Origin of the sequence: Microcoleus sp. K1-B1, from assembly GCF_036704705.1 — a bacterium.
Classification (GTDB): domain Bacteria; phylum Cyanobacteriota; class Cyanobacteriia; order Cyanobacteriales; family Microcoleaceae; genus Microcoleus.
On record NZ_JAUBSH010000052.1, the window covers coordinates 23,181 to 46,465 of the forward strand.

The 23,285-nt window shown below is 45.0% G+C and carries 20 protein-coding genes; 13 read left to right on the forward strand and 7 right to left on the reverse strand.

Translation table 11 applies throughout. The features are described 5' to 3' along the window. The first annotated feature begins 437 nt into the window (after nucleotides 1-437). Together QUA83_RS18830 and QUA83_RS18835 are read left to right on the forward strand one after the other, a co-directional pair. Nucleotides 438-1,232 carry a pseudouridine synthase gene (locus QUA83_RS18830; protein WP_333295072.1) on the forward strand — a complete coding sequence of 265 codons (795 nt, stop codon included), beginning with the start codon at nucleotides 438-440 and terminating at the stop codon, nucleotides 1,230-1,232. Next, nucleotides 1,229-2,110 (forward strand): RodZ domain-containing protein, encoded by an 882-nt coding sequence (locus QUA83_RS18835; RefSeq protein WP_333295045.1) that lies wholly within the window; start codon nucleotides 1,229-1,231, stop codon nucleotides 2,108-2,110. The genes QUA83_RS18830 and QUA83_RS18835 overlap by 4 nt, the downstream gene beginning before the upstream one ends. 371 nt (nucleotides 2,111-2,481) lie before the next feature. On the opposite strand, the gene malQ is transcribed toward QUA83_RS18835, so the two are convergent. The 5 genes from malQ to iscB all read right to left on the reverse strand — a co-directional run bounded on the left by malQ (nucleotide 2,482) and on the right by iscB (nucleotide 8,722). After that, a complete protein-coding gene (gene malQ / locus QUA83_RS18840) occupies nucleotides 2,482-3,990 on the reverse strand; it encodes a 4-alpha-glucanotransferase (protein ID WP_333295047.1) in 1,509 nt (502 codons plus the stop codon). 463 nt (nucleotides 3,991-4,453) lie between these two features. Beyond that, nucleotides 4,454-4,579 (reverse strand): photosystem II protein Y, encoded by a 126-nt coding sequence (locus QUA83_RS18845; protein ID WP_333179230.1) that lies wholly within the window; start codon nucleotides 4,577-4,579, stop codon nucleotides 4,454-4,456. 175 nt (nucleotides 4,580-4,754) lie between these two features. Next, entirely contained in the window at nucleotides 4,755-5,513 is a 759-nt protein-coding gene (locus QUA83_RS18850; RefSeq protein WP_333295048.1) for a MinD/ParA family protein, read from the reverse strand. 74 nt (nucleotides 5,514-5,587) lie between these two features. Beyond that, complete coding sequence (locus QUA83_RS18855) at nucleotides 5,588-7,378, reverse strand: CHASE2 domain-containing protein (RefSeq protein WP_333295050.1); 1,791 nt, start codon at nucleotides 7,376-7,378, stop codon at nucleotides 5,588-5,590. 72 nt (nucleotides 7,379-7,450) lie between these two features. After that, entirely contained in the window at nucleotides 7,451-8,722 is a 1,272-nt protein-coding gene (gene iscB / locus QUA83_RS18860; protein ID WP_333295052.1) for an RNA-guided endonuclease IscB, read from the reverse strand. Between the two features lie 583 nt (nucleotides 8,723-9,305). Between iscB and QUA83_RS18865 the strand changes: the two genes are divergently transcribed. The 5 genes from QUA83_RS18865 (at nucleotide 9,306) to QUA83_RS18885 (ending at nucleotide 14,065) form a co-directional block, all read left to right on the forward strand. Then, a complete protein-coding gene (locus QUA83_RS18865; RefSeq protein WP_333295054.1) occupies nucleotides 9,306-10,046 on the forward strand; it encodes a DUF928 domain-containing protein in 741 nt (246 codons plus the stop codon). 142 nt (nucleotides 10,047-10,188) lie between these two features. Continuing rightward, complete coding sequence (locus QUA83_RS18870; protein ID WP_333295056.1) at nucleotides 10,189-10,923, forward strand: DUF928 domain-containing protein; 735 nt, start codon at nucleotides 10,189-10,191, stop codon at nucleotides 10,921-10,923. Between the two features lie 352 nt (nucleotides 10,924-11,275). Continuing rightward, nucleotides 11,276-12,070 (forward strand): HAD hydrolase-like protein, encoded by a 795-nt coding sequence (locus QUA83_RS18875; RefSeq protein ID WP_333295058.1) that lies wholly within the window; start codon nucleotides 11,276-11,278, stop codon nucleotides 12,068-12,070. A gap of 414 nt (nucleotides 12,071-12,484) precedes the next feature. Beyond that, nucleotides 12,485-13,702 carry a DNA double-strand break repair nuclease NurA gene (locus QUA83_RS18880; RefSeq protein ID WP_333295060.1) on the forward strand — a complete coding sequence of 406 codons (1,218 nt, stop codon included), beginning with the start codon at nucleotides 12,485-12,487 and terminating at the stop codon, nucleotides 13,700-13,702. 144 nt (nucleotides 13,703-13,846) lie between these two features. Next, nucleotides 13,847-14,065 carry a hypothetical protein gene (locus QUA83_RS18885; protein ID WP_333295061.1) on the forward strand — a complete coding sequence of 73 codons (219 nt, stop codon included), beginning with the start codon at nucleotides 13,847-13,849 and terminating at the stop codon, nucleotides 14,063-14,065. 155 nt (nucleotides 14,066-14,220) lie between these two features. Here the strand turns inward: QUA83_RS18885 and QUA83_RS18890 are convergent, their stop codons facing one another. Then, the gene (locus QUA83_RS18890; RefSeq protein WP_333295062.1) at nucleotides 14,221-16,272 is read right to left on the reverse strand and encodes an ABC transporter ATP-binding protein; all 2,052 of its coding nucleotides are present in this window, start codon (nucleotides 16,270-16,272) and stop codon (nucleotides 14,221-14,223) included. Between the two features lie 210 nt (nucleotides 16,273-16,482). Between QUA83_RS18890 and QUA83_RS18895 the strand changes: the two genes are divergently transcribed. Both QUA83_RS18895 and QUA83_RS18900 read left to right on the forward strand, forming a co-directional pair. Continuing rightward, nucleotides 16,483-17,034 (forward strand): GNAT family N-acetyltransferase, encoded by a 552-nt coding sequence (locus QUA83_RS18895; protein ID WP_333236927.1) that lies wholly within the window; start codon nucleotides 16,483-16,485, stop codon nucleotides 17,032-17,034. Between the two features lie 52 nt (nucleotides 17,035-17,086). Further along, complete coding sequence (locus QUA83_RS18900) at nucleotides 17,087-17,608, forward strand: GNAT family N-acetyltransferase (protein ID WP_333295063.1); 522 nt, start codon at nucleotides 17,087-17,089, stop codon at nucleotides 17,606-17,608. A 70-nt stretch (nucleotides 17,609-17,678) separates the two neighbouring features. Here the strand turns inward: QUA83_RS18900 and QUA83_RS18905 are convergent, their stop codons facing one another. Next, nucleotides 17,679-19,001: a tetratricopeptide repeat protein gene (locus tag QUA83_RS18905; protein WP_333295065.1), complete on the reverse strand. Its 1,323-nt coding sequence runs from the start codon at nucleotides 18,999-19,001 to the stop codon at nucleotides 17,679-17,681. 33 nt (nucleotides 19,002-19,034) lie between these two features. Between QUA83_RS18905 and QUA83_RS18910 the strand changes: the two genes are divergently transcribed. The 4 genes from QUA83_RS18910 to hisC all read left to right on the forward strand — a co-directional run bounded on the left by QUA83_RS18910 (nucleotide 19,035) and on the right by hisC (nucleotide 23,173). Further along, complete coding sequence (locus QUA83_RS18910; protein WP_333295067.1) at nucleotides 19,035-20,315, forward strand: esterase-like activity of phytase family protein; 1,281 nt, start codon at nucleotides 19,035-19,037, stop codon at nucleotides 20,313-20,315. A 172-nt stretch (nucleotides 20,316-20,487) separates the two neighbouring features. Then, nucleotides 20,488-21,342: an alpha/beta hydrolase gene (locus QUA83_RS18915; protein ID WP_333295068.1), complete on the forward strand. Its 855-nt coding sequence runs from the start codon at nucleotides 20,488-20,490 to the stop codon at nucleotides 21,340-21,342. Beyond that, entirely contained in the window at nucleotides 21,339-22,052 is a 714-nt protein-coding gene (locus tag QUA83_RS18920; protein ID WP_333295069.1) for a glycerophosphodiester phosphodiesterase family protein, read from the forward strand. Before QUA83_RS18915 ends, QUA83_RS18920 begins: the two co-directional genes overlap by 4 nt. Nucleotides 22,053-22,126: 74 nt before the next feature. Then, complete coding sequence (gene hisC / locus QUA83_RS18925) at nucleotides 22,127-23,173, forward strand: histidinol-phosphate transaminase (protein WP_333295070.1); 1,047 nt, start codon at nucleotides 22,127-22,129, stop codon at nucleotides 23,171-23,173. The last annotated feature ends 112 nt before the right edge of the window (nucleotides 23,174-23,285 follow it).

The window sequence follows — 23,285 nt, forward strand, 5'->3', positions numbered from 1 at the left end:
CAGCAACGCCAGAAGCAGAAAAATTCTCATCTTTTCCCCCCTTGGGCTCTTTCCTGAGTTCACGAGTTGTGCGATCCCGATGAAAAATTCGCGATCGAGCGTATAAATTTAACCAGCAGTACGGGATTTATGGTAGTGTTGGTTTATGGTCGGGTCAGACCCACACCTTTCAAACGAGCCGCAAACCAACGGTGCAAACCTGTGCCTGCCGCGAGTCTTTTCGTCGTAGTTTTTGCACAGCATTCAGGGTAATGCCATCAGGACAATCTGCACCGGGCACAAGGACAATCTGTGCCAGGCCGGGCGTCCTGTAATAATTGGTCAGAATTATAATTTATTCCCAATCAGGAATTGAGCATTGGTAGTACGGTTAATTAATTAACCGTGTCGTGTTTCCTCCCCACCGTTTGCTCGTTGGGGATTTCCACACTCCCGTCATGTCTGATGAAAGGCTGCAAAAAATCCTCGCCCAGTGGGGCATTGCCTCTCGCCGTCTTGCAGAACAGATGATTGTAGCTGGACGAGTCCGAGTTAATGGCAATATTGTTCGCTTAGGAGAAAAAGCGAATCCCGATCGCGATCTCATCCAAGTCGATGGAGTCCCGGTGAAACCAACGGATCGACCCGCAAAGGTCTATCTGTTGCTCAACAAACCGGCAGGCGTAGTTTCTACTTGCAGCGATCCAAGATCCCGATCAAAAGTTCTCGACTTGCTGCCACCCCAACTGCGCTCCGGTCAAGGCATCCACCCCGTAGGACGCTTAGATGCAGATTCCACCGGCGCCCTCTTACTCACCAATGATGGTAAGCTGACATTTTGTTTGACCCATCCGCGTCACTTGATCGCCAAAACTTATCAGGTTTGGGTGAGCGGCGATCCCCCGGAACCCATACTGGAAGCGTGGCGTCAGGGCATCATCTTGTCCGGCAGAAAAACTTTGCCCGCGAAAGTTAAAGTTATCGATCGCGCGCAAAACCAAACTCTGTTAGAAATCATTCTATCAGAAGGCAGAAACCGACAGATTCGGCGAACAGCCGAGCTGTTGGGATATCCCGTGGTGCGCCTGCACCGCACAGCCATTGGCCCGATTCAATTGCAGCGGTCTGGTTCGCCAATATTGCCACCAGGCTGCTGCCGACCCCTAGAAGATGCGGAAATTATTTATTTATGGAATCTAGTCAACCTAACATCAATAAGCGTGCCAGTAAATTCCCAGGAGCACAGCATATGACAAAGAATTTATTGTTTTTATTCTTCAAAACCACTAAGCAGAAACTGCACTCCCAAGAGCCAGAACCAGCTCAAAAGAAGCTAGCGGAAATAGGATCTCAACTCCGTCAGTACCGCGAACAGCAGTCGATTTGTTTAGACAAAGTAGCCGTGGTAACAATGATTCGGCGGAATCTGCTGCAAGCAATCGAGGACGGTCAACTAGACCAACTTCCCGAACCCGTCTACACTCAGGGTTTGATCAAGCGCTACGCTGAAGCAATGGGTTTGGACGGAAATCAGTTTGCCGAATTTTTTCCGATCGAACCGCCGCCCCGAGCGAGAACGAAGCTATCCTGGCAAGATGGGCCTCAGTTGCGGCCGATGCACCTCTACCTCTTTTACACATTCCTAATTATCTTTTCTGTCAATGTCTTATCTCAGTTGATGAGCGGTTCTGTTACCGCAAAAAACGGTGCGGGAGCCGAAGAACTAGCGCTTGGGCAGCAAGAACAAGCTCGCGCCGCTGCTGAGGCATCAAGAGCCTCACAAAATCAGAAACCGGATAGTTACGAGGCTGTCGAAGCAGTAAGAACCGGTCAAAATTTAAATAAATCTGGCAATAAACCAGTAATGGTTAGCGTCACTTTTAAAGCAGAATCGTGGATGCAGGTTGAAGTTGATGGTAAAACAGAGTTTGAGGGAATTTTGCCGACCGGGACTGTTCGCACCTGGGGGGCTCAAAAGCAATTGGTAGTGGTAGCAGGTAACGCCGGCGGCGTCATGGTTGCTGTTAATAACGGACAAGCCGAACAACTCGGAGAGCCGGGAGTTGCTAAAGAAGTTATTTTTAAAGCAAGCGAAATTAAGCCTTCAGCACCGCCCAAGAATGAAGGTTGAGTGTTAATGGGTAATTGTTAATGGGTAATAGGTAATAGCGGGCAGTCCATAGATTTTAATTAGAATGTCCGTCTTGATGCACTCATTACCAATTACCAATTACCCATTCTATCAAACCCGGTTGCATCGGAATAGTCAAATCCAGTCAACCGTCAACCACGGATGGTGCAACCGGAATCAAGAGAATTCATCGGCGTTAATCTCTGTTGATCGGCCCTCATCTGCGGTCAAGAAAAGAGAATTTCTGAACCGCCCCGGACAAGGGATTGACGCTGATTCACGCAGATAAAGAGAAGAGAGATAGGAATAATTCCGATGTTAAAAGATTTGATATTACCCATTAACAATTACCAATTACCCCTTCCCGACAATCAATGTTTATTAGGAGCGCGCCCGGAGATGTAAGTCATAGTTTTTAGCCGGTCGCCCACTTCCCAATTCACAGCTTCTGGCCGATACCGCCAGCCCCAATTTCCCTCTGGTTTCCCCGGAAAATTCATCCGCGCGTCAGTACCTAAACCCAACAAATCTTGAAACGGCACAATTGCCATATTAGCAACAGAAATCCAACCCATGCGGATTAAAGACCAGTGAATTCCTTGGGGATCGATGCAGCCCAAATAACGCATAACCTCATCTCTTTCGTAGTTTTGCAGTTGATTGAACCAGCCGACAGTCGTGTCGTTGTCGTGGGTGCCGGTGTAGACTACGGAGTTGCGATCGTAATTAAAAGGCAAAAAAGGATCGCCCGGACCACCGGCAAAAGCAAACTGCAAAATCTTCATTCCTGGAAACTCGTATCGATCGCGCAAAGCTTCCACTTCTGGAGTAATTACCCCTAAATCCTCAGCGATAATCGGCAAGTTGCCAAACTTCTCGTTAATTAGATCCAACAAAGCTGTTCCAGGCGCTTTAATCCACTCTCCCTCGATCGCAGTTTCTTGTCCGCGCTTCACCGCCCAGTAAGCGTCAAATCCTCGAAAGTGGTCGATCCGAGTCACGTCTACATAAGAGAAAATCGCTTCAAAACGCTGCACCCACCACTCGAAATTAGTTGCTTGCAACTTCTCCCAATTGTATACGGGGTTGCCCCACAATTGACCTGTATTGCTGAAGTAATCAGGGGGAACTCCCGCCATTAAAGCTGGTTCTCCGCTGGCTTCATCCAAGCAAAATATTTCTCGATGAGACCAGACATCCGCGCTGTCGTGAGCTACATAAATCGGAATATCGCCAATAATTTTAATGTCCCGCATATTAGCATAGCGTTTCAACTCCGTCCACTGGCGAAAAAACTCAAACTGGACGTATTTGTAGTAATAAATCTCAGCATTTAGCTGCTGGCGCCACTTTTCTAGCGACTCTGGCTCTCGACGGGCAATTTCTGGTTCCCAATTGTTCCAGCTAACACCGCCAAAGTGATCTTTTAGTGCCATAAATAAGGCGTAATCTTCCAGCCAATTCTCTTTGCTTTCGCAAAAACCTGAGAATTCTTTTTGCTGCATCTGGGATGCTTTGGCTTTGAAGTTTTCGCAAGCTTTTTTGAGCAAAGGCACTTTCAGGGCGATCGCTCGATCGAAGTCTACATAATCCAGCGGAAATTCTGGCAAATTAGCGAAGTCTTCATCTGCGAGCAATTGCTGGTCCCGCAGCAGTTCTGGGTTGATCAGCAGCGGATTTCCCGCCATTGCTGAATAGCATGAATAAGGAGAATTGCCGTATCCTGTCGGGCCCAGCGGCAGTACCTGCCAGTATTGCTGGTCGCTCTCTACTAAAAAGTCAACAAAGCGATATGCTTCTATTCCCATGTCCCCAATGCCAAATCGACTGGGAAAGGATGTGGGGTGGAGTAGCATGCCACTTGATCGGGGAAAAAGCATAATCTATCTAAAGATATAGGAATTTAACATTGACAATTTGACCTATCTTCCCTACCCGTTAAACTTCGTAGTTTTTAGGGCGATTGTTAGGGCAAATACTTTTGTGATTGTCTCATATTTTCTGCGATAACGTGCTGACCCAATATTTTTATGGCACTCTACTCATAAATCCTCAGTAGAGTTCAAAACATCAAAATCCGAACTTACACGATCGCCCTACTTTCACAGCTAGGTTTTTTTACCCAGGCTCGTTTGCTGCAACAAACTATGTTGCTTGAGCCTAGCCGGTTTATGCCTAACCTTTAAAATTAACTTTTTTTGGGTTTTTGCCCCATCTCTCTGCAGTCGTAAATTGCCCACAAAAAATCAGCCATCACTTAAGCAGAGCCAATGCACAAATCAGCCGGCTGTTTTGTATTTCAAAAAACAGCCGGCTGCGAAATTACTGGTGATAATGCTTAGTTCATGCTTGCTTGTTCAACATTTTCTGCACTTGTTTGAGAGCTATACTGCCGATGTTGTAAGCAGCCCAGCCGCCCGCCAACAATACGGGCATCAATACTATTAGTATGCGGAAGTCAAAATCCATGAGTTCTCCTCCTAAAGTTTTTTAACAAATTCTCATAATCTATTTGTATCTCATTTTGTCGCCATTCTCCTGACTCTCTAAGCAAATATTCGGGGTACGCAGGAGGACATCGCTCCCCAAGAATTGAGAGCGAAAGCGAAACTCCTGGGCGGGCGATCGGCATTCGCTGCACCAATTATCCCACAATCTGTTTGGCAATCCCTTCCACAACCTTAGTTAAAGGGTCGTTAGGGAAGTGCAGCGCAAACACTCCCTTGCTGGCGAGCAGCATCATCTGGTCGCTGTGGGGCAGTACCCCTGCCACTGGGATGTTGTAAATACTCTCTACTTGCTGCTTCAAATCCTGGAAATCCAGGGATTCTGGGGCTTTGTTGATCGTCATCAAAATCTTGGGAACTTCTAATTTGCGGGCCACATCTACCGTGACAGCAGTTCCCTGAAAATCTTGCTGATCCGGACGCAGAATCAGCAGCAGGATGTCGGAAATGGTGATGCTGAGGAGGGTTTCTTCGTTGAGCCCCGGGTGCGTGTCTATAAATAGGTAGTCTAAGTTCAAAACCTCGATCAGTTCTTGAAAGCCGTCGGTAAGCAGTCCCACATCGTAGCCTTCGCGCAAAACTCGCGCTATCTCCCCTGCTTTAATGCTCGAAGGAATCAGGTAGAGGCTGCCGTTACTGGCTAATTTTGGCAGCAGCGAACTCACATTGTATGCCGTATCCGCGATCGGACATCGGCCCCACAGGTAATCGTTCAAGCAGCGATCCATATTGCTCTCGCTGAAACCGAACAGCACGTGAATCCCCGGTGATTGAATGTCTGTGTCCACAATGGCGACTCGATTTCCGCCGCGAGCGATAATAGATGCCAGGTTTGCTGTCGTGTTCGATTTGCCAGTTCCGCCCCGGTAAGAGTGGACAGAGATGATTTTGGACATGATCTGCGTATGAGGGTAAGAAACGGGGAGAACCCATTATGATGCAATTCTCGATGATAAAGTCGAGTTGTCGGTCATTCTTCCTTGTCCCTCAAATCCTCCTTGTCTGCTAAACTATCAATTTTTTCATCTTTTATACTCTTTTGGCCGCCCCTGCGCTGCCGCATCTGTTTGGCTTTGGCTTGCAAATCGCTGAACTCGTCATCAGGTTTGGTTTCGGCTGAACTAGCACCGCCGCCCCCATTGATGGGGACACCTGTTTGAGAGCCGCTTTCCGATTCAGTCACGGCGGCGCGCTGCTGATGCTGTTTGGATTTTTCCTGCAACTGAGCTAGGTATTCGTCTTTCTGACTTTCGACCTTGGGAAGCTCTGGGGTAATGGCAATTATTTCTTGGGGTTCGGAAGGTGCTTTTTCAGAGGTTTCTTGTTTGCTAATCCTCAGTTTATCTTTCTTTTGCTGCAATTCTTTAAAGAAATCAGATTCTGTGATTTCTGCGACTTGCTGCTCTTTTTTGGCTTGGTCTATTTCGATTTTGAAGACTTGTTTTACTCGATCGCTAATTGCTTTCCCGTATCCGGCTTTATTAAATCTTTCTGCTGATACAATGCTACCGCCAGTTAAGATTAATGCTAAGGCTGGCGCTGCCACAGGCACCCACCCTCCCAACAGAAAAATCCCAAAACTAATCGCGCAGCACCCGGACAGCAGTGCTGCGAATGTCACTGTCAACTTTGCTGGGTGAGCCATCCGCGATGCCAAGGTTCCTCCCACAATTGACCATCCCGAAATCCACAATATTTCTGCCCATTCCGGCCAAAACCAAAACATCGGTCTGTTGTCTAAAACTGCACTCAAAATTTGGCTGACTACTTGTGCGTGTGCCACGATCCCCGGCATGAATTGGTTTTTTTGCTGTCGCGCACTGTAAGGAGTATAAAAGAAATCTTTAACGGTTTCTGTGGTGTAACCGATGAGCACTATTTTATCTTTAACTAAATTCGGGTCAACTTTCCCTTCTAAAACATCGGTGATTCTGACTTGGTTTGCGACTTGCTGCTTGGAACGATAGTTAATTAATATTTGATATCCCCTGACATCGATATTTTTGTATCCTCCGTCATTGCTGGCTAGTTGTTTTAATTGGGTTTTTCCCAGCCATAAAGATTGATCGGGTGCCAGTTTGGGATAGATTTTTTGCCCTTGCAGGTAGCGGAGTGCTAGCTGGAGGTTGAAGGAAGCTAAAACTTGAGAATCGTCATTGCAAAGATGTTTTTGAACCGAGGATTTGCCCTCTATTGTCGGTGGTTTCATAAATAATAAAGCCCTGCGGAGTATGCCACCCGGATCGACTCCGAAATCTGCAAATCCCACCCGGTTTTGTGGCAGCCCCGGCGCAGGCGGAGAACCGGGATTGTCCGGGCTTCCGTCGGTGACTAAACATACCCCGATAATTCGATCGCTTTTTTGTAAAAGTTTAGTTAATTCCTCGCGCCCGTCTCCTAAAGGTACGTCTCGCAGTACATCTAAACCGATGACTGCCGGCTGCATTTTGTCAAGTTTTTGTAAGATTTCAGCTATTGTGCGATCGGATATTGGCCACTCTTTCAGTTTCTGAATGTCTGCTTCGGTAATCCCCACAACTAGCAAACGCGAGTCTGGCTGTTCATCGGGACGCCACCTCACCATTTGGTCGTAAGCGCTTAATTCTACTGGTTCGAGTATTCCTAGCTGTCTGGCCCCCATCAAGGATAATGTTACTGCCGCGCTGGCAATTAATACAGACTTAGCCAATGCTAGTGATGGTTTATACCTTTGACTCAATTGAGCCACTGCCGATCGAATTTTGTTAGATATTTTACTCATCTGTCTTCCCCCTTGGAGACTCCCGCTGTACCTGTACCCAGGTCAGCGGTGAGAGGAAAAGGGGGGCAAGGTTTATGCTGCATACGAATAACCATCTTTTCTGTGAATAACTGAACAATACTTGTGGCTAATCCCTGACACTAATTCTGAGGCGGAAATATTGAATGAGCCACTGGTTCTTACGGCAACACGTCCAACGTATGTACCAATTTTCTTGCCAGAGGTTACAATCGCTTTGACAATATCTCCCGTTTGAAAACCTTTAACAAACTTAAACCGGGGAACATAGCGAGATGGAAAGCCGAATTTGCCAGTGCGGCACATTTGACGTGTCCCGTGACCAGTTGCTTTGATCGATAGTGGCTTGCTTGTTAAAATCTTCAATGACTCAACCTTTCCGACACAAGCTGCATCTAGCCAATGAGTTTTAGGTAAATTTAATTGAATGCGGTTGAACTTCGTTAAGCCACCACTACCTGTAGAAACAGGCAAGCCAGTTGTACGGAGTCGATTAAATAATGTCCAACGAGTTGAGTTAACGGCTGCTGCGTCTTTTAACGGACGTTTTGCTTGAGATAGAATCCGCTTCAAAATTTCTGGCTTTTTAGACAAAAATTGCTCAACATCTTGAGTACCTTTCTTTTTGTTGCAAGCATCGCAAGCAAGGCAAAGATTAGAAATGCGATTAGCTCCGCCTTTGGCTTTGGGATGAATGTGCTCAACTTGTAATGGTGTATTTATTTCACCACAGTAAGCGCATTTTCTATCCCATTTGTTCAACAAATACTCGCGGATCTCATAGCCATGCAAAACGCCTTGTTGGTACTCGATTCCAGAGATTTCTGGGTTTTCTAATTGCTGTAAATCAAATCGGACAAGCTCTTGAGCAATAGAAGCAATGGGGGCGAGTTTCATCAATCTAGTCACCCATGTCAGTGTTGTTTCGACGCGGTGCTGCAAACTTGGGGCTAGCCAACCTTTAGGGCGAGTCCTGTTTGAGAATCTAGCCCGACGATAGCGGGTATGGCGATTTCTCCTGACTCTACGCAATGAACGGCGAGATTCAAGGCTGGCTTTAATAGCTTGTCCTCGGTGTGTTAGCTCTGCACCAAAGATTACGTTTTCTCCTTGTATTAACGCAATTCCAGTAGTTCGAGAGCCAGGATCTATTTTGAGAGAAATTGGTTTTTGCGGTACTGTTACCTCTACTTTGAGAATTAGGGTGAATGGATACCTTTTGAAGACAGCAGCTTTGCCATTAGTTAGCAATTTACGTGCCAATCCTGGGCGGATTGGATTGAGCGGTCGTTTTTTGGTATCAAGTACAAAAACCAAATTAGACATTTAAGTCCTCCCTTACGGGGTAATGTTTGCTTCGTCAATGTTTAAGGTCGGTAACTATCTTAAAAGCACTGGCTTAACCCTTACACCTGTTTAACTTTTAAGTTCTAGAGCGGAAGACTAGCACGCATCCTCCGGTAGGTACTTCAACACTTACCTTAAACGTAGTGGGCGAACCACTTAGACTGGTCAACTAGGCAATTTATGTGCCCGCGCTGTCTCGGTACTCCGAGCAGCGCCGGTGATTGACTATCCCAGCATAAAAGTTTGACTCGTTCCTGGAACAGCAGTTGTTTCACATTTCCCCCCTGCTGGAGACTTCCTCCATCTTAGAACACTCGGAAACTCCGACCACTTTGTTACAAAAATTTACAGTGCGTGACGAGCAACTGTATCCAATGATACTTGCGGCCTAGGCAACCTGATTTTTCCGACAGAGAATCCACTTGCCGCTCGAATTAATAAATGTTATTGATGATATGTCAAGGTTTAAATTGTGTATCTGCGCCCTCGACTAACAGCTCAAAAATATTTGTCGCCATCAGCGAATGCCTGTGTTTGCAATTATAGTGAAAGGTACAACCAAATGAAACGTTTTCTACATCGGGCTACACTGGCGGTCGCCGTATCTGCGATCGCAGCTACCGTACCCAGTTCACTGGCACCGATGCGCGCACAATCCCAGCCGCTTCTGCTGAGTCAAAATGTTAATTTCAAGCCTCCCGACGTAACAGCCCCCGCCAACCGACAAGGAGGAACACATCGCGGCAACAAGCTTTGTCCAGCGGGTTTATCTATTACTCCTTTAGTACCTCCAACTAATATCGGTTTAACCCTAACAGAGTCTCCCACAATTTTTGTCTATGTTCCTCAAACCTCTGCAAAAATAGAGTTTACTGTGCTCAACGACAAGGAAGAGGAAGTGGTCTACGAAAAAACATTTAAACTAGACAAATCTGGGATTGTTGGAGTTACCATTCCTGCTACCGTTGACAACAACAAATCCCTTGAAGTTGGTAAGCGATACGTGTGGTCATTTTCGCTAGTTTGCGACCCCGAAGACCGAGCTGCGGATTTAGTTGTTAAAGGGTTCGTGCAGCGAATTGAACCGCAGGCAAATCTCAAGAGCGATTTGGCAAATCCCGACCCGATGACTAGGCTCAACGTTTATGCTCAAAATGGGATTTGGTACGAAACTATCGCTACTTTAGCCCAAATGCGGCGCCAGACACCGGGGGATGTGAAGCTGACAGCCAAGTGGACGCAATTATTGCAGTCCCAAGGACTGGAATCAGTTGCAGCTCAACCACTGGTTGCGCCTCTTTAAATCTCGCTATTTCTGAAAATTTTGTCGGTCTGCCGATGGCGATGTGAAAATTGACCCATTTACTCGATCGCGCCCGGGGCTAAAACTCCGGGTTAACCTTTAGAGATGCGCTCTATAAATATTTTTACAAGTGGGTGGAAAAATGAAACGTTTTATACATTTTACTGCACTGGTGATGACTGTATTGGCGATCGTCGTTACTCTCCCGAGTTTGCTGACACCGATGCAGGCTGTGCCTGCACCCATTCTGCTGAGTCAGAATGTTAATTTCAAACCTCCAGATGTAACAGCCCCCGACAACCGGCAAGGGGGGACGCATCGAGGCTGTAAGTTACGGGATGGTTTATTCATTACTCCCTTAGTACCTGAAAGCAATATTGGCTTAACGCTAACAGAGTCGCCAACATTTTTTGTATATGTTTCTCAACCGGCGGCTCAAGTAGAGTTTATTTTGCTAAACGAAGATGAATCCGAAGTAGTTTACGAAACTACCTTAAAAAATGACAAAGCCGGAATAGTTGGAGTTAGCCTTTCTGAGAAAGACCAGACAAAAAATATTGAGGTTGGTAAGCGATATGTGTGGTCGTTTGCACTAGCCTGCGATCCTCTGGAGCGTTCGGGAGATTATATTGTTAAAGGATGGATGCAGCGAATTGAACCCCAGGCAAATCTCAAGAACGATTTGGCAAATCCCGACCCTATGGCTAAGGTGATTGCTTATGCTAGAAATGGGATTTGGTACGAGACTCTTGCTACTCTCGCCGAAATGCGACGCCTCGCACCCGATGATTCGCGGCTGACGACCGAGTGGACGCAATTGTTGCAGTCCCAAGGACTAGAATCGATTGCCGCTCAACCGCTAGTTCAGTCTTTTTAATAACGACTCTTGACCAATCATTGCTGAGTGTTTGCATAGTCAATTCTTCAATTATTCAATTCAGTGACCGAAAGCAGCCAGGGTACAAGCCCCCGTTTTTATCCTGGCACAACCCAAAAATAGTATCCGATAACCAGTCCCCGGATTCATCAGTGATATCAAATCCGTTAGCATCGGAATAGTAAATTCGAGTTGACGGTTGACTGTTGACGGTTGAGTGTTCACGGCGTCAACAGTCAACCGTTAACATCATTCCGGTGTTACCGGAAATGATATGATATCACTTTCTTCAATTCTCAAATTCTTCAATTCTTCAATCCAAAATCCAAAATCTAAAATCTAAAATCGATTGATGGCTAATAACTTTCCGACAATTCTAGCTCTTGATTTTGACGGTGTGATTTGTGACGGACTAATCGAATATTTCCAAACCGCTTGGCGTGCCTACTGTCAAATATGGAAACCAGTCGAAACAGTACCAGATCCAGATTTAGCTTTGAGTTTTTACCGAGTGCGGCCCGCCATCGAAACTGGTTGGGAAATGCCGCTGCTGATCCGCGCACTACTGACAGGAATTTCTCCAGAGCAAATTTTGCTAGAGTGGCCCAATATAGTACCGTATTTGTTGACCGAAAATAATTTGAAAGCGCAGTCGGTAGGCGCTATGTTAGACGGATTGCGCGATAATTGGATTGCTGAGGATTTATCTGGGTGGCTGTCTTTGCACCGCTTTTATCCAGGGGTTGCCGATCGGTTACACTCGTTGCAGAATAGTTCGGTGAAAGTGGCGATCGTCACTACAAAGGAAGGTCGTTTTGTGCGGGAACTTTTGCAGCTAGCAGGCGTACAAATGCCGTCAGAGTTGATTTTTGGTAAGGAATACAACAAGCCGAAACACCAAATTTTGCGGGAATTTTTGGCCGCGTCTGGCAAAGATTCGACTATTTGGTTTGTGGAAGATCGGTTAAAAACTTTGCTGTCGGTGAAGCAGCAGCCGGATTTATCTCAGGTGAGGTTATTTTTGGCTGATTGGGGTTACAATACTTTGCCAGAACGGGAATCTGTGGCTCAAAATCCACCAGTTCAATTGCTTTCTCTATCGCAGTTTGCCGGAGATTTTGCCGATTGGCTGCCGATCGACTGTTGATGTTAGATTTGTTGACAGGTGTGATTTTTTTTTTCGCTTTTCAGAGTCAAAAAAAATCACAAAATTTTACATCTTTTTTGTTGACTTTTGCGGCGTAGATATGGTATTTTAATATAATGGGATGGTGGCAAAAATATTATTTTTGCCACCATCCCATTATAAGATAAATATAACAGAAATCCCTCAAAAAAGCAAGGATATCGACAAAAAAAAACTTTTTTTTTTAATAGACTATTGCAGGTACTCTTGACCTCAAAAACAGGGTTTGTTTACTATTTATGCGGGATGGTACGAAGTATTTTAGTTTATCAAACCGCGTGTCTGACAAAAAAACAAGCTTCGGCATCAAAAAATTGAAAAGTGTTTTGATAATTTTTCAGCTTTCAAGCTTTCTAATATTGAGACTTAAAACCTATGCTCGATTTAACTAAAGCAGCTAAGGCAATGCAGGGAATGAGCCAACATTTGAATGTGGAAGCTCACGCGGCTCGCCAACGTTTGGAAGTGGCTCATAACTTGCTGCTAAAGGCGGCAGCGGAACAGGAAAAATTGGTGGAATTGCAAGAGAATTGGCGCGATCGCACTTTATTCAATGCTGCCACGCCGATCGAGCCATTGTCCGATCGCACCTACATCACCGCACCCCCCGCCTCTCACACAGTCTTTGCCACAGACGGATCGCAAATTTCCCCCAACCATCACGAAATAGCTTACTGCTATCTCCTAAACGTCGGCACCGTCATGCTGCACTACGGGCAAAGCCGCCACCCAGTTTTAGACAGCGTGCCGGAGGTTTTCTACAAACCCGAAGACTTGTACGGTTCGCGACAGTGGGGAATTAGAACTGAAGAATGGATGGGATACCGGCGGGCAGTTTCCGAAGCAATTGCCTTAGCAGAAATGGGCTGCAATTGGGCAAAAGTTAACGACAATAAATTGCCCGCGCCAGCTTTAGCAATGGTAGACGGTTCCCTGATTTATTGGTTTTTGGAACAGTTACCCAGCGAAGCGCGCGATCAAATTTTGCTGCCAATTTTAGAAGCTTGGGACAAGTTGCGTTTAGCAGGAATTCCCCTCTTAGGATACTTAAGCGCTTCTCGCAGCAGCGAAAGCTTATCTTTTTTACGATTTGAAGCTTGCACCCACGAAGTACCAGACTGCATGACAAATTGCCCGAACGTCGGATTTGCCGCCACAATTTCTTTCGCCGAAAAAGCACCTTGCCAAGAATTTGAACCTCTACGGGATGCCATCTTGTGGGCAACAATCCTGTCGCCCGGACAAAGAAGCCCTTTGTGGAAATCCCAAGCTCGAATTTTAGATTTGTACGGTCTTAATTCCGTCTATTTCTGTTACGTTCACGTTGGCACAGAAATTGCTAGAATAGAAGTGCCGGAATGGGTAGCACAAGATACAGCACAGCTAGATTTAGCATTAGGAATGATGCTGGCTCAAGTACACAAAGGCGGCGGGTATCCGGTGACGCTAGCAGAAGCTCACAATCAAGCGGTAGTCACGGGGGGCGATCGAAGTCGCTTTTTCGCTTTGTTAGAGCAGCAAATGATTAAGGCAGGCTTAAAAAATGTCGGAATTTCTTATAAGGAAACACGGAAGCGCGGCAGTATTGCTTAAAGTAATAAGTAGAGTAGTCTTGGACGCAGAAACGGGTTTTTTACGGAAATACTGAAATTGAGCCTTTAACACAGATAAAAAAGCCGGTTGCTGTGGTATTGCTGCGTAAGTTATGTTGAGTTAAAATAGAGTTAAAAATGTTATATGCCAATAGAACTAATTATCTTAATTGCTTCGTTACTTGTATCTTGGCTAGTCTTTAATTGGGCGTTTAAAGTGTTGAAAGCCAGCATCGGGACAGCGATTGGTTTAGCAGCAATTGTGCTGACGATGCAGTTATTGTTTGGCATCGGCCCAAATCAGTTGTTTCAACATATAATTAACTTGCCAGAAACCCTGGGGAAAATGATTTCGGGCAAGTGATCCGATTAGAGATTTGCGATTTTAGATTTTAGATTCTTTGAGATACCCAAATTCTTGAAGAAGTCGGGTATCTGGGTATTCCCAAAATTTTCCCTCTTATCGATAATTCATCCGTGTATCCGTGTCAAAATCCGTGTCGTGCCTGACTTCAGATATTAACTTCCCAGCATTTGCAACTTGTACAAACTGGCATACAAACCTTCTAGCTGCAACAACTCTTCGTGGCTACCAGATTCTACTAACTGCCCGCGTTTGAGAACTAAAATACGATCGACATTTCGGATAGTCGAGAGCCTGTGGGCAATAATTATCGCCGTTCTATCCACCATCAAACGCTCTAGAGCTTCTTGAATTAAAGCTTCCGTCCCCACATCCAAACTAGCAGTTGCCTCGTCTAGAACTAAAATACTGGGATTGCGAATGGCGGCGCGAGCAAACGCTAATAATTGCTTTTGTCCCCCCGAAAGATTCGTCCCCCGTTCCCGCAATTGCGTATCATAACCTTGAGGCAACTGTTCGATTAAACGGGCAACATTTGTCTTTTCTGCTGCTGCTTGAATTTCCTCAATCGAGTAACTTTCTCCCAGGCTGATATTGCTCTTCACGTCACCAGCAAATAGAAAGCCATCTTGGATAATCACGCCTATGTGCCTGCGTAACTCTGCTTGAGGCAAATCCCGAATATCCACATGATTAACCAGAATCCGTCCTCGGCTAGGTTCGTAAAGGCGGCAGAGAAGACGGATAATCGAACTTTTGCCCGCACCAGTGGGGCCAACTAATGCTACTTTTTCGCCAGATTTGATGGTGAAATTGAGGTTTTGCAGGACATATTCGTCTTGTTTGTAAGCAAACCACACGTTTTCAAATTGGATTTCTCCCGATTCAGAATTCTGCGATTTGGCATTTTCTCCTCCCCTTAGCAAGGTGGGGTTGGCGGGGGGTGATTGGGGATTGTTAGGCACTAAACGATATTCGGAACTTGCGGGATTTTGATGATTATCTGCCAATTCTCGATCGAACGGAGACAAGTTGTAAGCCGTGGCCTCTGGATGTCCAGTTATCAACAACGGTGAATAACCTGCCCTTCTTCCTTCTTCCCTCTTCCCTCTTCCTTCTTCCTTCTTCCCTCTTCCCTCTTCCTTCTTCCCGCTAGTTGGATCTTTAATTTCGATCGGTTCGTTGAGAATATCGCTAATGCGTTCGACAGCGGTAAATCCTGCTTGAATTGCAGTGAATTTCTCAGCAAATTGCCGCAGCGGATCGAAGAGACGCTGAGCAAATAAAATAAATGCCGACAGAGTACCGAAGTTAAGATTACCGGCTAAAACTCTTTGGCCGCCCATCCACAAAACTGCTGCAATCGCTACTAAAGCAATCCATTCTAATGTCGCAGATACGGCTGAGTCGTAAAATATAGTTTTGTCAACTGCTTTAATGTAGCGTTTATTGGTGACACGAAACAATTGTGAATTGAACCTTTCGCGGCGGAATAGCTGCACTACGCCAATACCGGTCAAGTTTTCTTGCAGTTGTGCGTTGAGATCGGAAAGTTCTTCTCTGGTATTGTAATTTGCTATGCGATATTGGTACTGGAAATAAACTATGACTGCGGTAATTGGTATCATCATCAGCACCAACATTAAAGCTAGTTGCCACTGCATGGTAAACATGAAAATGGCAATTACTAAAATTGAAAATAAGTCGCTGACAATGCCGATCGCCCCTGAAGAAAAAACCTCTCCCAAAGCTTCTACATCGCTGGTGAGGCGAGTCATCAGTTTACCGACAGGAGTGCGATCGAAAAATCTCACTGCTAGCGATGTGACGTGGGCGAACAAATCATTTCTAATATCTGTAGTAATTATTTGCCCTACTTTCGTGACTAAATAGCCTTGAACTGATTGCAGTGCTAATCTAAGTGTTATAGTTAGCATGAGCAAAATAGCCAAAATATTCAAGGCAGCAGATAGAGACAATCCCCGCAAGAATTCGTAGGTAGGTTCCGAGCGAATTACCGAAATTGCCTGTCCGATGAGAATGGGTTGAATTGCTCCTGAGACTGCTAGCGGTACTAATAGTGCGATCGAAATAATCAGCAAGCGTTTGCTGCGGGTTGCGTAAGATGCCAACCTCATGAATAACCGCCAGTCTGTTTCCTGGCCGGATTTGTTTTTGGTGTCTGCTACTGGTGAGGAAATAGTCATTGATGGCAAAAACTGTACAAGATATCTAATTAATAATTGTAACAAATAAAATGAATATTTGGCACTACTATCACTAACAGGCAAGATGCCTGTTTCACAAAGAGTGTTTTCTTGTAACAGCAGGTTGGGTTGAGGAACGAAACCCAACTAAAATGTTTGTTGCCCGCCAAAGTGGTACTATAATCTAATGTTAAAGGTTATACTGTCATCATGCAAGAAATAGAGACAGCCAGATTGTATCTGAGACAATTTACGCCAGACGACTTAGATGAGCTGTACCGCATCTACAGTGATGCAGAAACAATGAAATACTTGAGAGGAGTTAAAACTAGAGAAGAAACACAAATCGCCATTCATACCATGCTCAAACGTTGGGCAGAAAACAACTTTGGAATGTGGGCTTTAGTACATAAAATAGACCGTAAAATGATTGGTCGCTGCGGATTGGCTTTTCTGGATCAGACACCGGAAGTAGAGCTGGGCTATGCGCTAGACAAAGTTTATTGGAATCAAGGATTGGTTACAGAAGCATCTTTTGCTAGTCTAAATTATGGATTTAAAATATTAAACTTGGAGAGAATAGTTGCGATCGCCAGACCAGAAAATATCGCCTCTCAGCGGGTGATACAGAAAGTTGGCATGAAATATGAAAAAAATGCTCATTACTACGAAACAGATGTAGTATATTATTCAATCTCGCGAAAAATCTACCAGTCAAAAGTAGTTGAGTTGACGAAGGAAATTAAACCTAAATGTTTGTAGCAAGACTTATCAAAACTGGTATCATAATCTAGTGGTAAAAATTATATTAATCATGCGAGAAATAGAGACAGCCAGATTGTATCTGAGACAATTTACGCCAGACGACTTAGATGAGCTGTACCGCATCTACAGTGATGCAGAAACAATGAAATACTTGAGAGGAGTTAAAACTAGAGAAGAAACAGAAATCGCCATTCATACCATGCTCAAACATTGGGCAGAAAACAACTTCGGACTGTGGGCTTTAGTACATAAAATAGACGGTAAAATGATTGGTCGCTGCGGACTGAATTTTCTGGAAAAGACACCGGAAGTTCAGCTAGGCTATGCCCTCGACAAAGTTTATTGGAATCAAGGATTGGCGACAGAAGCATCTTTGGCTAGTCTTAACTATGGATTTCAAATATTAAATTTGGAGAGAATAGTTGCGATCGCCCTCCCAGAAAATATAACCTCCCAGCGGCTGATGCAGAAAGTTGGCATGAAATATGAAAAAAATGCTCATTATTACGAAACTGATGTAGTATATTATTCTATCTCGCGAGAAAGTTACCAGGCAAAAGTAGTTTTGTAGGGTGCGCTAGGCGCACCTTACTGCATTTAAATTACTCACATTGCAATTTGTCATTATTTCCTGCTGACAACTACGAAGTCCTTTGCAACTGCTTGTTAACTTTTTGAATTTTCTTAGCAAAATACTCTTGTCTGTGTCCCAATTTTTTAGCCACGTCCAACCCTTTTTGATAGGATTCCAAAGCCTTATCGTAAGCCTTCATCTCCTGATAAACTTGACCGATATTGTCATAAGTGTTCATCAATCCGTAGAAATTGTAAGCCCGCTCTTCTAACAGCAACTGCATTTGATAAATCCGCAAAGTCGGCTCCCATTGCTTTTGCGATCGATAAAGTAATGCTAATTTATCCAAAGCTTCGCTAGCTTGGGCATACTGTTGAATGGGGACGGCTAAATTGTAGGCTTCCTGATAGTATTGAGCGGCTAAATTGATTTGACCTATGGTTTGGTAATCACTGGCGATCGCAATTTTGAGCGGTGGTATAGCGCTGGGATTTTGTAAGTTAAGATACACCGATGCTAGCTTTTCCCTAGCTGCGATCGCCTTTAGGGGTTGTTTCGACTGTTGGTAAACATAGGCCAACTGTCTCAGGGTATCTACCTCAGTTGGAGGAGTTACAGGCTGCGGCGGCGCACCGTTTCCCGCCACAACAGCAGAATTTTGCACAGCAGAATTAGCAGCAAATAAATCGCGGTTTTCCTGAATTAAAGTAGCCAATTCCTCATACACGGGAGCAGCTTTATCGTAACTCAACCAATTGATGTGAATAAGCCCGATCGCCTTCAAAATCTGACCTTCAGCCAATATATCTTGGTTTTGGCGCGCATTTTCGAGAATTTCTTGGTAAACTTCTACAGTCGGGCCTTTAGCGCGCACCTGCTGAAAAGCCGCAGCGAAGGCGGGTAGCAACTCAGTATTAAGTGGTACTTGGGATTTGACTTCTTTTTGAATTGTTTGCAACCGTTTGGTAATAAGCTGTAGTTCGAGGTTTTTACCGTTACTCCAAGCAACACTTCCCACCCGACTCAAAGCAGCAATTTCCGCCGCCGGGCCCAGATACCTCCGCAGCCGCAATTCTCGGAACCAAATTTCAAAAGCACCCGCGCCGTCTCCAGCTTGCAGTTTAGTCGCTGCTTCTAAGTTTAACTCCTCCAAAGCCGCTGTCAGTTCCTCCCGCTGAGTGCTGCTCAAAGATTCATTAGCGGGAGTTAGGGGATCGGGTGTGGTAATTTCTAGAGGATTAGGAGAAAATTGATCGAGGGGTGGTGGATTAGTTTGGGCGCTAGCAATAGAACCAGCACACAGCCACAGGAAAAGCAAGCACCCAATTGGCGCAGAACTTCTCATTCTCAACATTTGCTTGCCGCGATTCGGCATCTTTTCTGGAAACATCAAGTTTTGCATATCTACAAAACGGTATAAATTATGTCACAAAGATGGCACAAAAGCAAACTGTTCAACAAGAGCAACAAAATAAATTTTACCGCACTGAGCAATTATTGGGATTTAAAGACGCTGGGCGATCCTCTTCGAGGGCTTCGCCAACGTATTTTACGCTTATTCAGTCTCGCCCTCATTCTCTTAACTGTTTGCACAGCTTGCGCCCCCCCTCCCGCAGTTGCAAAAGACCGCTCTTTTCCAGAAATGTCCCTAGAATTTTTGGGCGAGTACGAATTGCCAAAAATGAATTTTGAAGGAGTACCAGTCGGCGGTTTGTCAGGAATTACCTACGATCCCAAAGGTATTAGTGCAGTCACTTCCAAAGCTTATCGCTTTTACGCTCTTTCCGACGACCCCAGCGAAAACGGAGAAGCGAGATTTTACAGTCTCCGACTCGACCTCACATCAAGTGACCCCGGCAATATTCGCCTGAAAAAAGTTACCGTTGACGGCGTTACCTCCCTCAAAAAAGCAGACGGTGAAACCTTCTCTTGGGGTTCCATCAATCCCGAAGGCATCGCCCTTTCTCCCCGCAACTCAGTATTTGTCGCCAGCGAAGGCGTTACTCATGTGGGCATCCCTCCTTTTCTCGGAGAATTCGACCTCAAAACCGGGCAAATGCGGGGAAATTTGCCGATACCAAAGCGCTATATTCCCGATGCCAGCGATGAAAAACAGCAGCAAGGAGTCGTGGACAATTTAGGTTTTGAATCTTTAACCATCGACCCAGAAACCTTTAGTCCGGGCGGTCTCGATCCGTTTCGTTTGTTCGCAGCTACGGAAGCGCCGTTAATGCAAGATTTAGACCCGGAAGAGGAAAATAAACTCCGTATTTTACATTATGTCATCGTCGATAAAACGCCGCAATTAGTCTCAGAAAATCTTTACAAGCTCGACCAAGTTCCTATGACTATTTTGAACGGTTTAACAGAATTAGTAACTGTCGGTGGCGGTCAGATTCTGAGTTTAGAACGTTCTTTTGGGCTGTCAGGATACAGCGCTAGGATTTATCAAGTAGCAGTTGGGGCGGCTACAGATACTTCGAGAATCCAGAGTTTTAAAGGACGAGTGGCCGTCGAACCTGTTAAGAAAAAGTTGCTGCTAGACTTAAGCGAACTCGGAATTCCGCTGTACAATTTAGAGGGGATGACCCTCGGCCCGCGCTTGCCAGATGGCAGCCAGAGTCTAGTTTTGGTCAGCGATGACAATTTTGATGAAGCGCAGAAAACTCAGTTTATCTTGTTGAGTTTGAAGGGCAAAGGTTAAGTCAGAAGGGCGGGCTAGAAGCCCACCCCACAAGAAGATTTATTTTTTGTGGAACAGGCATCTTGCCTGTTGATGAAAACAGTAGAAGAAAATTCACTCTTTGTGGAACAGGCATCTTGCCTGTTCCTAAAAAAGTTAAATCACATTTCTCCAAATATAAAATACCCTAATTATGCCAACTCGTAAGACTTTGCACTTACCAGAAATCGAACTTTCATACCTAGAATGGCAGCCAGAAAGTGTGTCCGAAAAATCTCCCCGTTTGCTGCTGCTGCACGGTTTAGCAGATAGTGCGTGTGTCTGGACTAACTTGGGCAATTACTTGTCCAACCGCTATCATATTGTAGCGCCCGATATGCGCGGTCACGGAGAAAGTAGCAAACCAAAAACCGGCTATACTTTTGAAAGTGCGATCGCAGATTTAGAAGCTTTGATGGCACATCTCAACTGGCCAGACGCACACATTTTAGGACATTCTTGGACGGGAAAACTAGCACCGATTTGGGCGAAGCAAAATCCCGATCGCTTTTGCAGTATGATTTTAGTAGACCCCATCTTCATCACCAAACTACCCGCCGCGATGAAACTCACCCTGCCAATTGTTTACCGAAAATTAGACTGTCTCAAATGTGTGGGCCCGTTTGCGACTTTAGCCCAAGCAGAAGCAGCGGCAAAACAATCGGGAGAATACGCAGATTGGAGTGATGTGCAGCAAATGGTATTCCAACAGCAAATCGAACAAAAATCCGACGGAAATTGGGGCAGTAAATTTGCGATTGCAGCCAGAAATCCGATATTTACAGAAGTGATGAAAGTTGCCGGTTTAACTGAAAATATTGAGATCCCGACTTTGTTTGTACAGCCGGAAAAAGGCGTAAATCGCATGGCTTGGCAAATGCAGCCATACAAGAGATACTTGAAAAATCTTACTGTTGCAAAAGTACCGGGGAATCACTGGTCTTTTTTGACTCAACCGGAAACTTTTAATCAAACTGTGGCAGATTTTTTAGAGGGCACAAGACAGTGAATTTAGAAATTATTGCACATCGGGGATTTTCGGCGATCGCCCCGGAGAATACTTTAGCAGCTTTTGAACTGGCGATCGCCCGTGGAGCTCATTCGATCGAATTTGACATCCAGCTATCTGCTGACAACGTACCAGTGATTTTTCACGACGCCACATTAGATAGAATCACTGGAGTTTCTGGCAAAGTTAGGGAAAACACTCTCTCTCAATTGCAGGCACTTAATGCGGGAAAATGGTTTAGCGATGAATTTTCATACGAAAAAATTCCTACCTTAAAAGAATCATTAGCTATCCTCAAAAATGTTGACAAATTTCTTTACTTTGATGTCAAACCTCACTGCGAGTGGTCGGATGCAGATGTCGCGGATATTGTCAACACTTTGAAGGGCGAAGACATCCAACACAAATGCGTTATTACCTCTTTTAACGATGGATTTCTGGAACAAGTGCGGCGGCTATCTGCCGATTTGGCGATCGGACACATTGTTGCTAATCTAGAAGCATACAAAACTCAATTTGCTCAAGCTGTGGCGCATGGGGATAATTTGATTAGCAGCCAGTACGGCGTGTTGCTGGAAAACCCCGCACTAATTCAAGAAAGCCGGAGTCAGGGAGTTGACATTGTGGCCTGGACGGTGGACGATCGAGCGGATATGCAAAAGTTACTTGATTTGGGTATAACGCGGATAGTCACTAATTGTTTGATATAATTTGTTTAACTTGATATCTTGCACCATTATCAAGAACGGGCAAGATGCCCGTTCCACAAAACTCAATTATATAGATGAATTACTTTCGCAAAAGCATCCACGAAATGTCTGGCTATGTGCCGGGGGAACAGCCACCGCTAGGCACAAAAATTATTAAACTAAATTCTAATGAAAATCCCTATCCGCCTTCTCCCAAAGCCTTAAAAGTGCTTCAGGAAATAGACGGAGAAATGCTGCGGCGCTATCCAGATCCAACTGGCAAAGTTTTCCGCATTGCTGCTAGTAAAGTTTTGGGAGTTGCTGACGATTGGATTGTTGTAGGTAACGGCAGCGACGATTTATTAAACTTGATAGTTCGCGCTGTGGGCGAATCGGGAAAACAGATTGTTTGTCCAGCGCCTACCTATGTATTGTACCGCACTTTGGCAGCAATTCAAGATGCAGAATTTGTTGAAGTTCCTTATCCCGACGACTACAAGTTACCAGTCGATTTGCTAATAGCAGCCCAGGGTGCAGTGACATTTGTAGCTTCGCCAAACAGTCCATCGGGAACAGCCATATCTGTTGCTGATTTGGAGAAGCTGGCTAAAGAGTTATCGGGGATTCTGGTCATCGACGAAGCTTATGTAGATTTCGCAGAAAATAATGCTTTGGAATTGACAAAAAAATACAGTAATGTTATAGTATTGAGAACGCTTTCAAAAGGTTATTCCCTCGCAGGATTGAGGCTGGGTTTTGGCATAGCAAATCCGGCGCTACTGGCAGAATTAAATAAAATCAAAGACAGCTATAATGTGGATGCTTTAGCCTATGCAGTGGGGGCGGCTGCGATCGCCGATCGAGACCACAAAATAGCCAACGCCGAAAAGATTAAGGCTTCCAGAGCAAAACTAGCCGTTAGCTTCAAGGAATTAGGCTTTGACGTTTGGCCCTCGCAAACCAACTTTTTGTTAGTTAGGCCACCAAACGGCGATGCAGAAAAAATTTATCAAACACTCAAAGTACGGGGAATCTTGATTCGATACTTCAATCAGCCGCGATTAGAAGACAAATTGCGGATTAGTGTAGGTACGGAGGAACAGAATCAAATCTTAGTTAAAACTTTGAAAGAAATTCTCTAAATAACGATCGCGCTAAAATTAGTTTCTAGTCATGACCTGGGGGGGTGACAAGATGGCTAAGAGCTAGACTGAATCTGACTTATAGCCCTCATCCCCCGTTGGTAAAAATAGC

Excerpts from the sequence above, each read along its gene's own strand:
- QUA83_RS18830 (WP_333295072.1), top strand. The coding sequence starts at position 438 with ATGTCTGATGAAAGGCTGCAAAAAATCCTCGCCCAGTGGGGCATTGCC.
- QUA83_RS18835 (WP_333295045.1), top strand. The coding sequence starts at position 1,229 with ATGACAAAGAATTTATTGTTTTTATTCTTCAAAACCACTAAGCAGAAA.
- malQ (WP_333295047.1), bottom strand. The coding sequence starts at position 3,990 with ATGCTTTTTCCCCGATCAAGTGGCATGCTACTCCACCCCACATCCTTT.
- QUA83_RS18845 (WP_333179230.1), bottom strand. The coding sequence starts at position 4,579 with ATGGATTTTGACTTCCGCATACTAATAGTATTGATGCCCGTATTGTTG.
- QUA83_RS18850 (WP_333295048.1), bottom strand. The coding sequence starts at position 5,513 with ATGTCCAAAATCATCTCTGTCCACTCTTACCGGGGCGGAACTGGCAAA.
- QUA83_RS18855 (WP_333295050.1), bottom strand. The coding sequence starts at position 7,378 with ATGAGTAAAATATCTAACAAAATTCGATCGGCAGTGGCTCAATTGAGT.
- iscB (WP_333295052.1), bottom strand. The coding sequence starts at position 8,722 with ATGTCTAATTTGGTTTTTGTACTTGATACCAAAAAACGACCGCTCAAT.
- QUA83_RS18865 (WP_333295054.1), top strand. The coding sequence starts at position 9,306 with ATGAAACGTTTTCTACATCGGGCTACACTGGCGGTCGCCGTATCTGCG.
- QUA83_RS18870 (WP_333295056.1), top strand. The coding sequence starts at position 10,189 with ATGAAACGTTTTATACATTTTACTGCACTGGTGATGACTGTATTGGCG.
- QUA83_RS18875 (WP_333295058.1), top strand. The coding sequence starts at position 11,276 with ATGGCTAATAACTTTCCGACAATTCTAGCTCTTGATTTTGACGGTGTG.
- QUA83_RS18880 (WP_333295060.1), top strand. The coding sequence starts at position 12,485 with ATGCTCGATTTAACTAAAGCAGCTAAGGCAATGCAGGGAATGAGCCAA.
- QUA83_RS18885 (WP_333295061.1), top strand. The coding sequence starts at position 13,847 with ATGCCAATAGAACTAATTATCTTAATTGCTTCGTTACTTGTATCTTGG.
- QUA83_RS18890 (WP_333295062.1), bottom strand. The coding sequence starts at position 16,272 with ATGACTATTTCCTCACCAGTAGCAGACACCAAAAACAAATCCGGCCAG.
- QUA83_RS18895 (WP_333236927.1), top strand. The coding sequence starts at position 16,483 with ATGCAAGAAATAGAGACAGCCAGATTGTATCTGAGACAATTTACGCCA.
- QUA83_RS18900 (WP_333295063.1), top strand. The coding sequence starts at position 17,087 with ATGCGAGAAATAGAGACAGCCAGATTGTATCTGAGACAATTTACGCCA.
- QUA83_RS18905 (WP_333295065.1), bottom strand. The coding sequence starts at position 19,001 with ATGTTTCCAGAAAAGATGCCGAATCGCGGCAAGCAAATGTTGAGAATG.
- QUA83_RS18910 (WP_333295067.1), top strand. The coding sequence starts at position 19,035 with ATGTCACAAAGATGGCACAAAAGCAAACTGTTCAACAAGAGCAACAAA.
- QUA83_RS18915 (WP_333295068.1), top strand. The coding sequence starts at position 20,488 with ATGCCAACTCGTAAGACTTTGCACTTACCAGAAATCGAACTTTCATAC.
- hisC (WP_333295070.1), top strand. The coding sequence starts at position 22,127 with ATGAATTACTTTCGCAAAAGCATCCACGAAATGTCTGGCTATGTGCCG.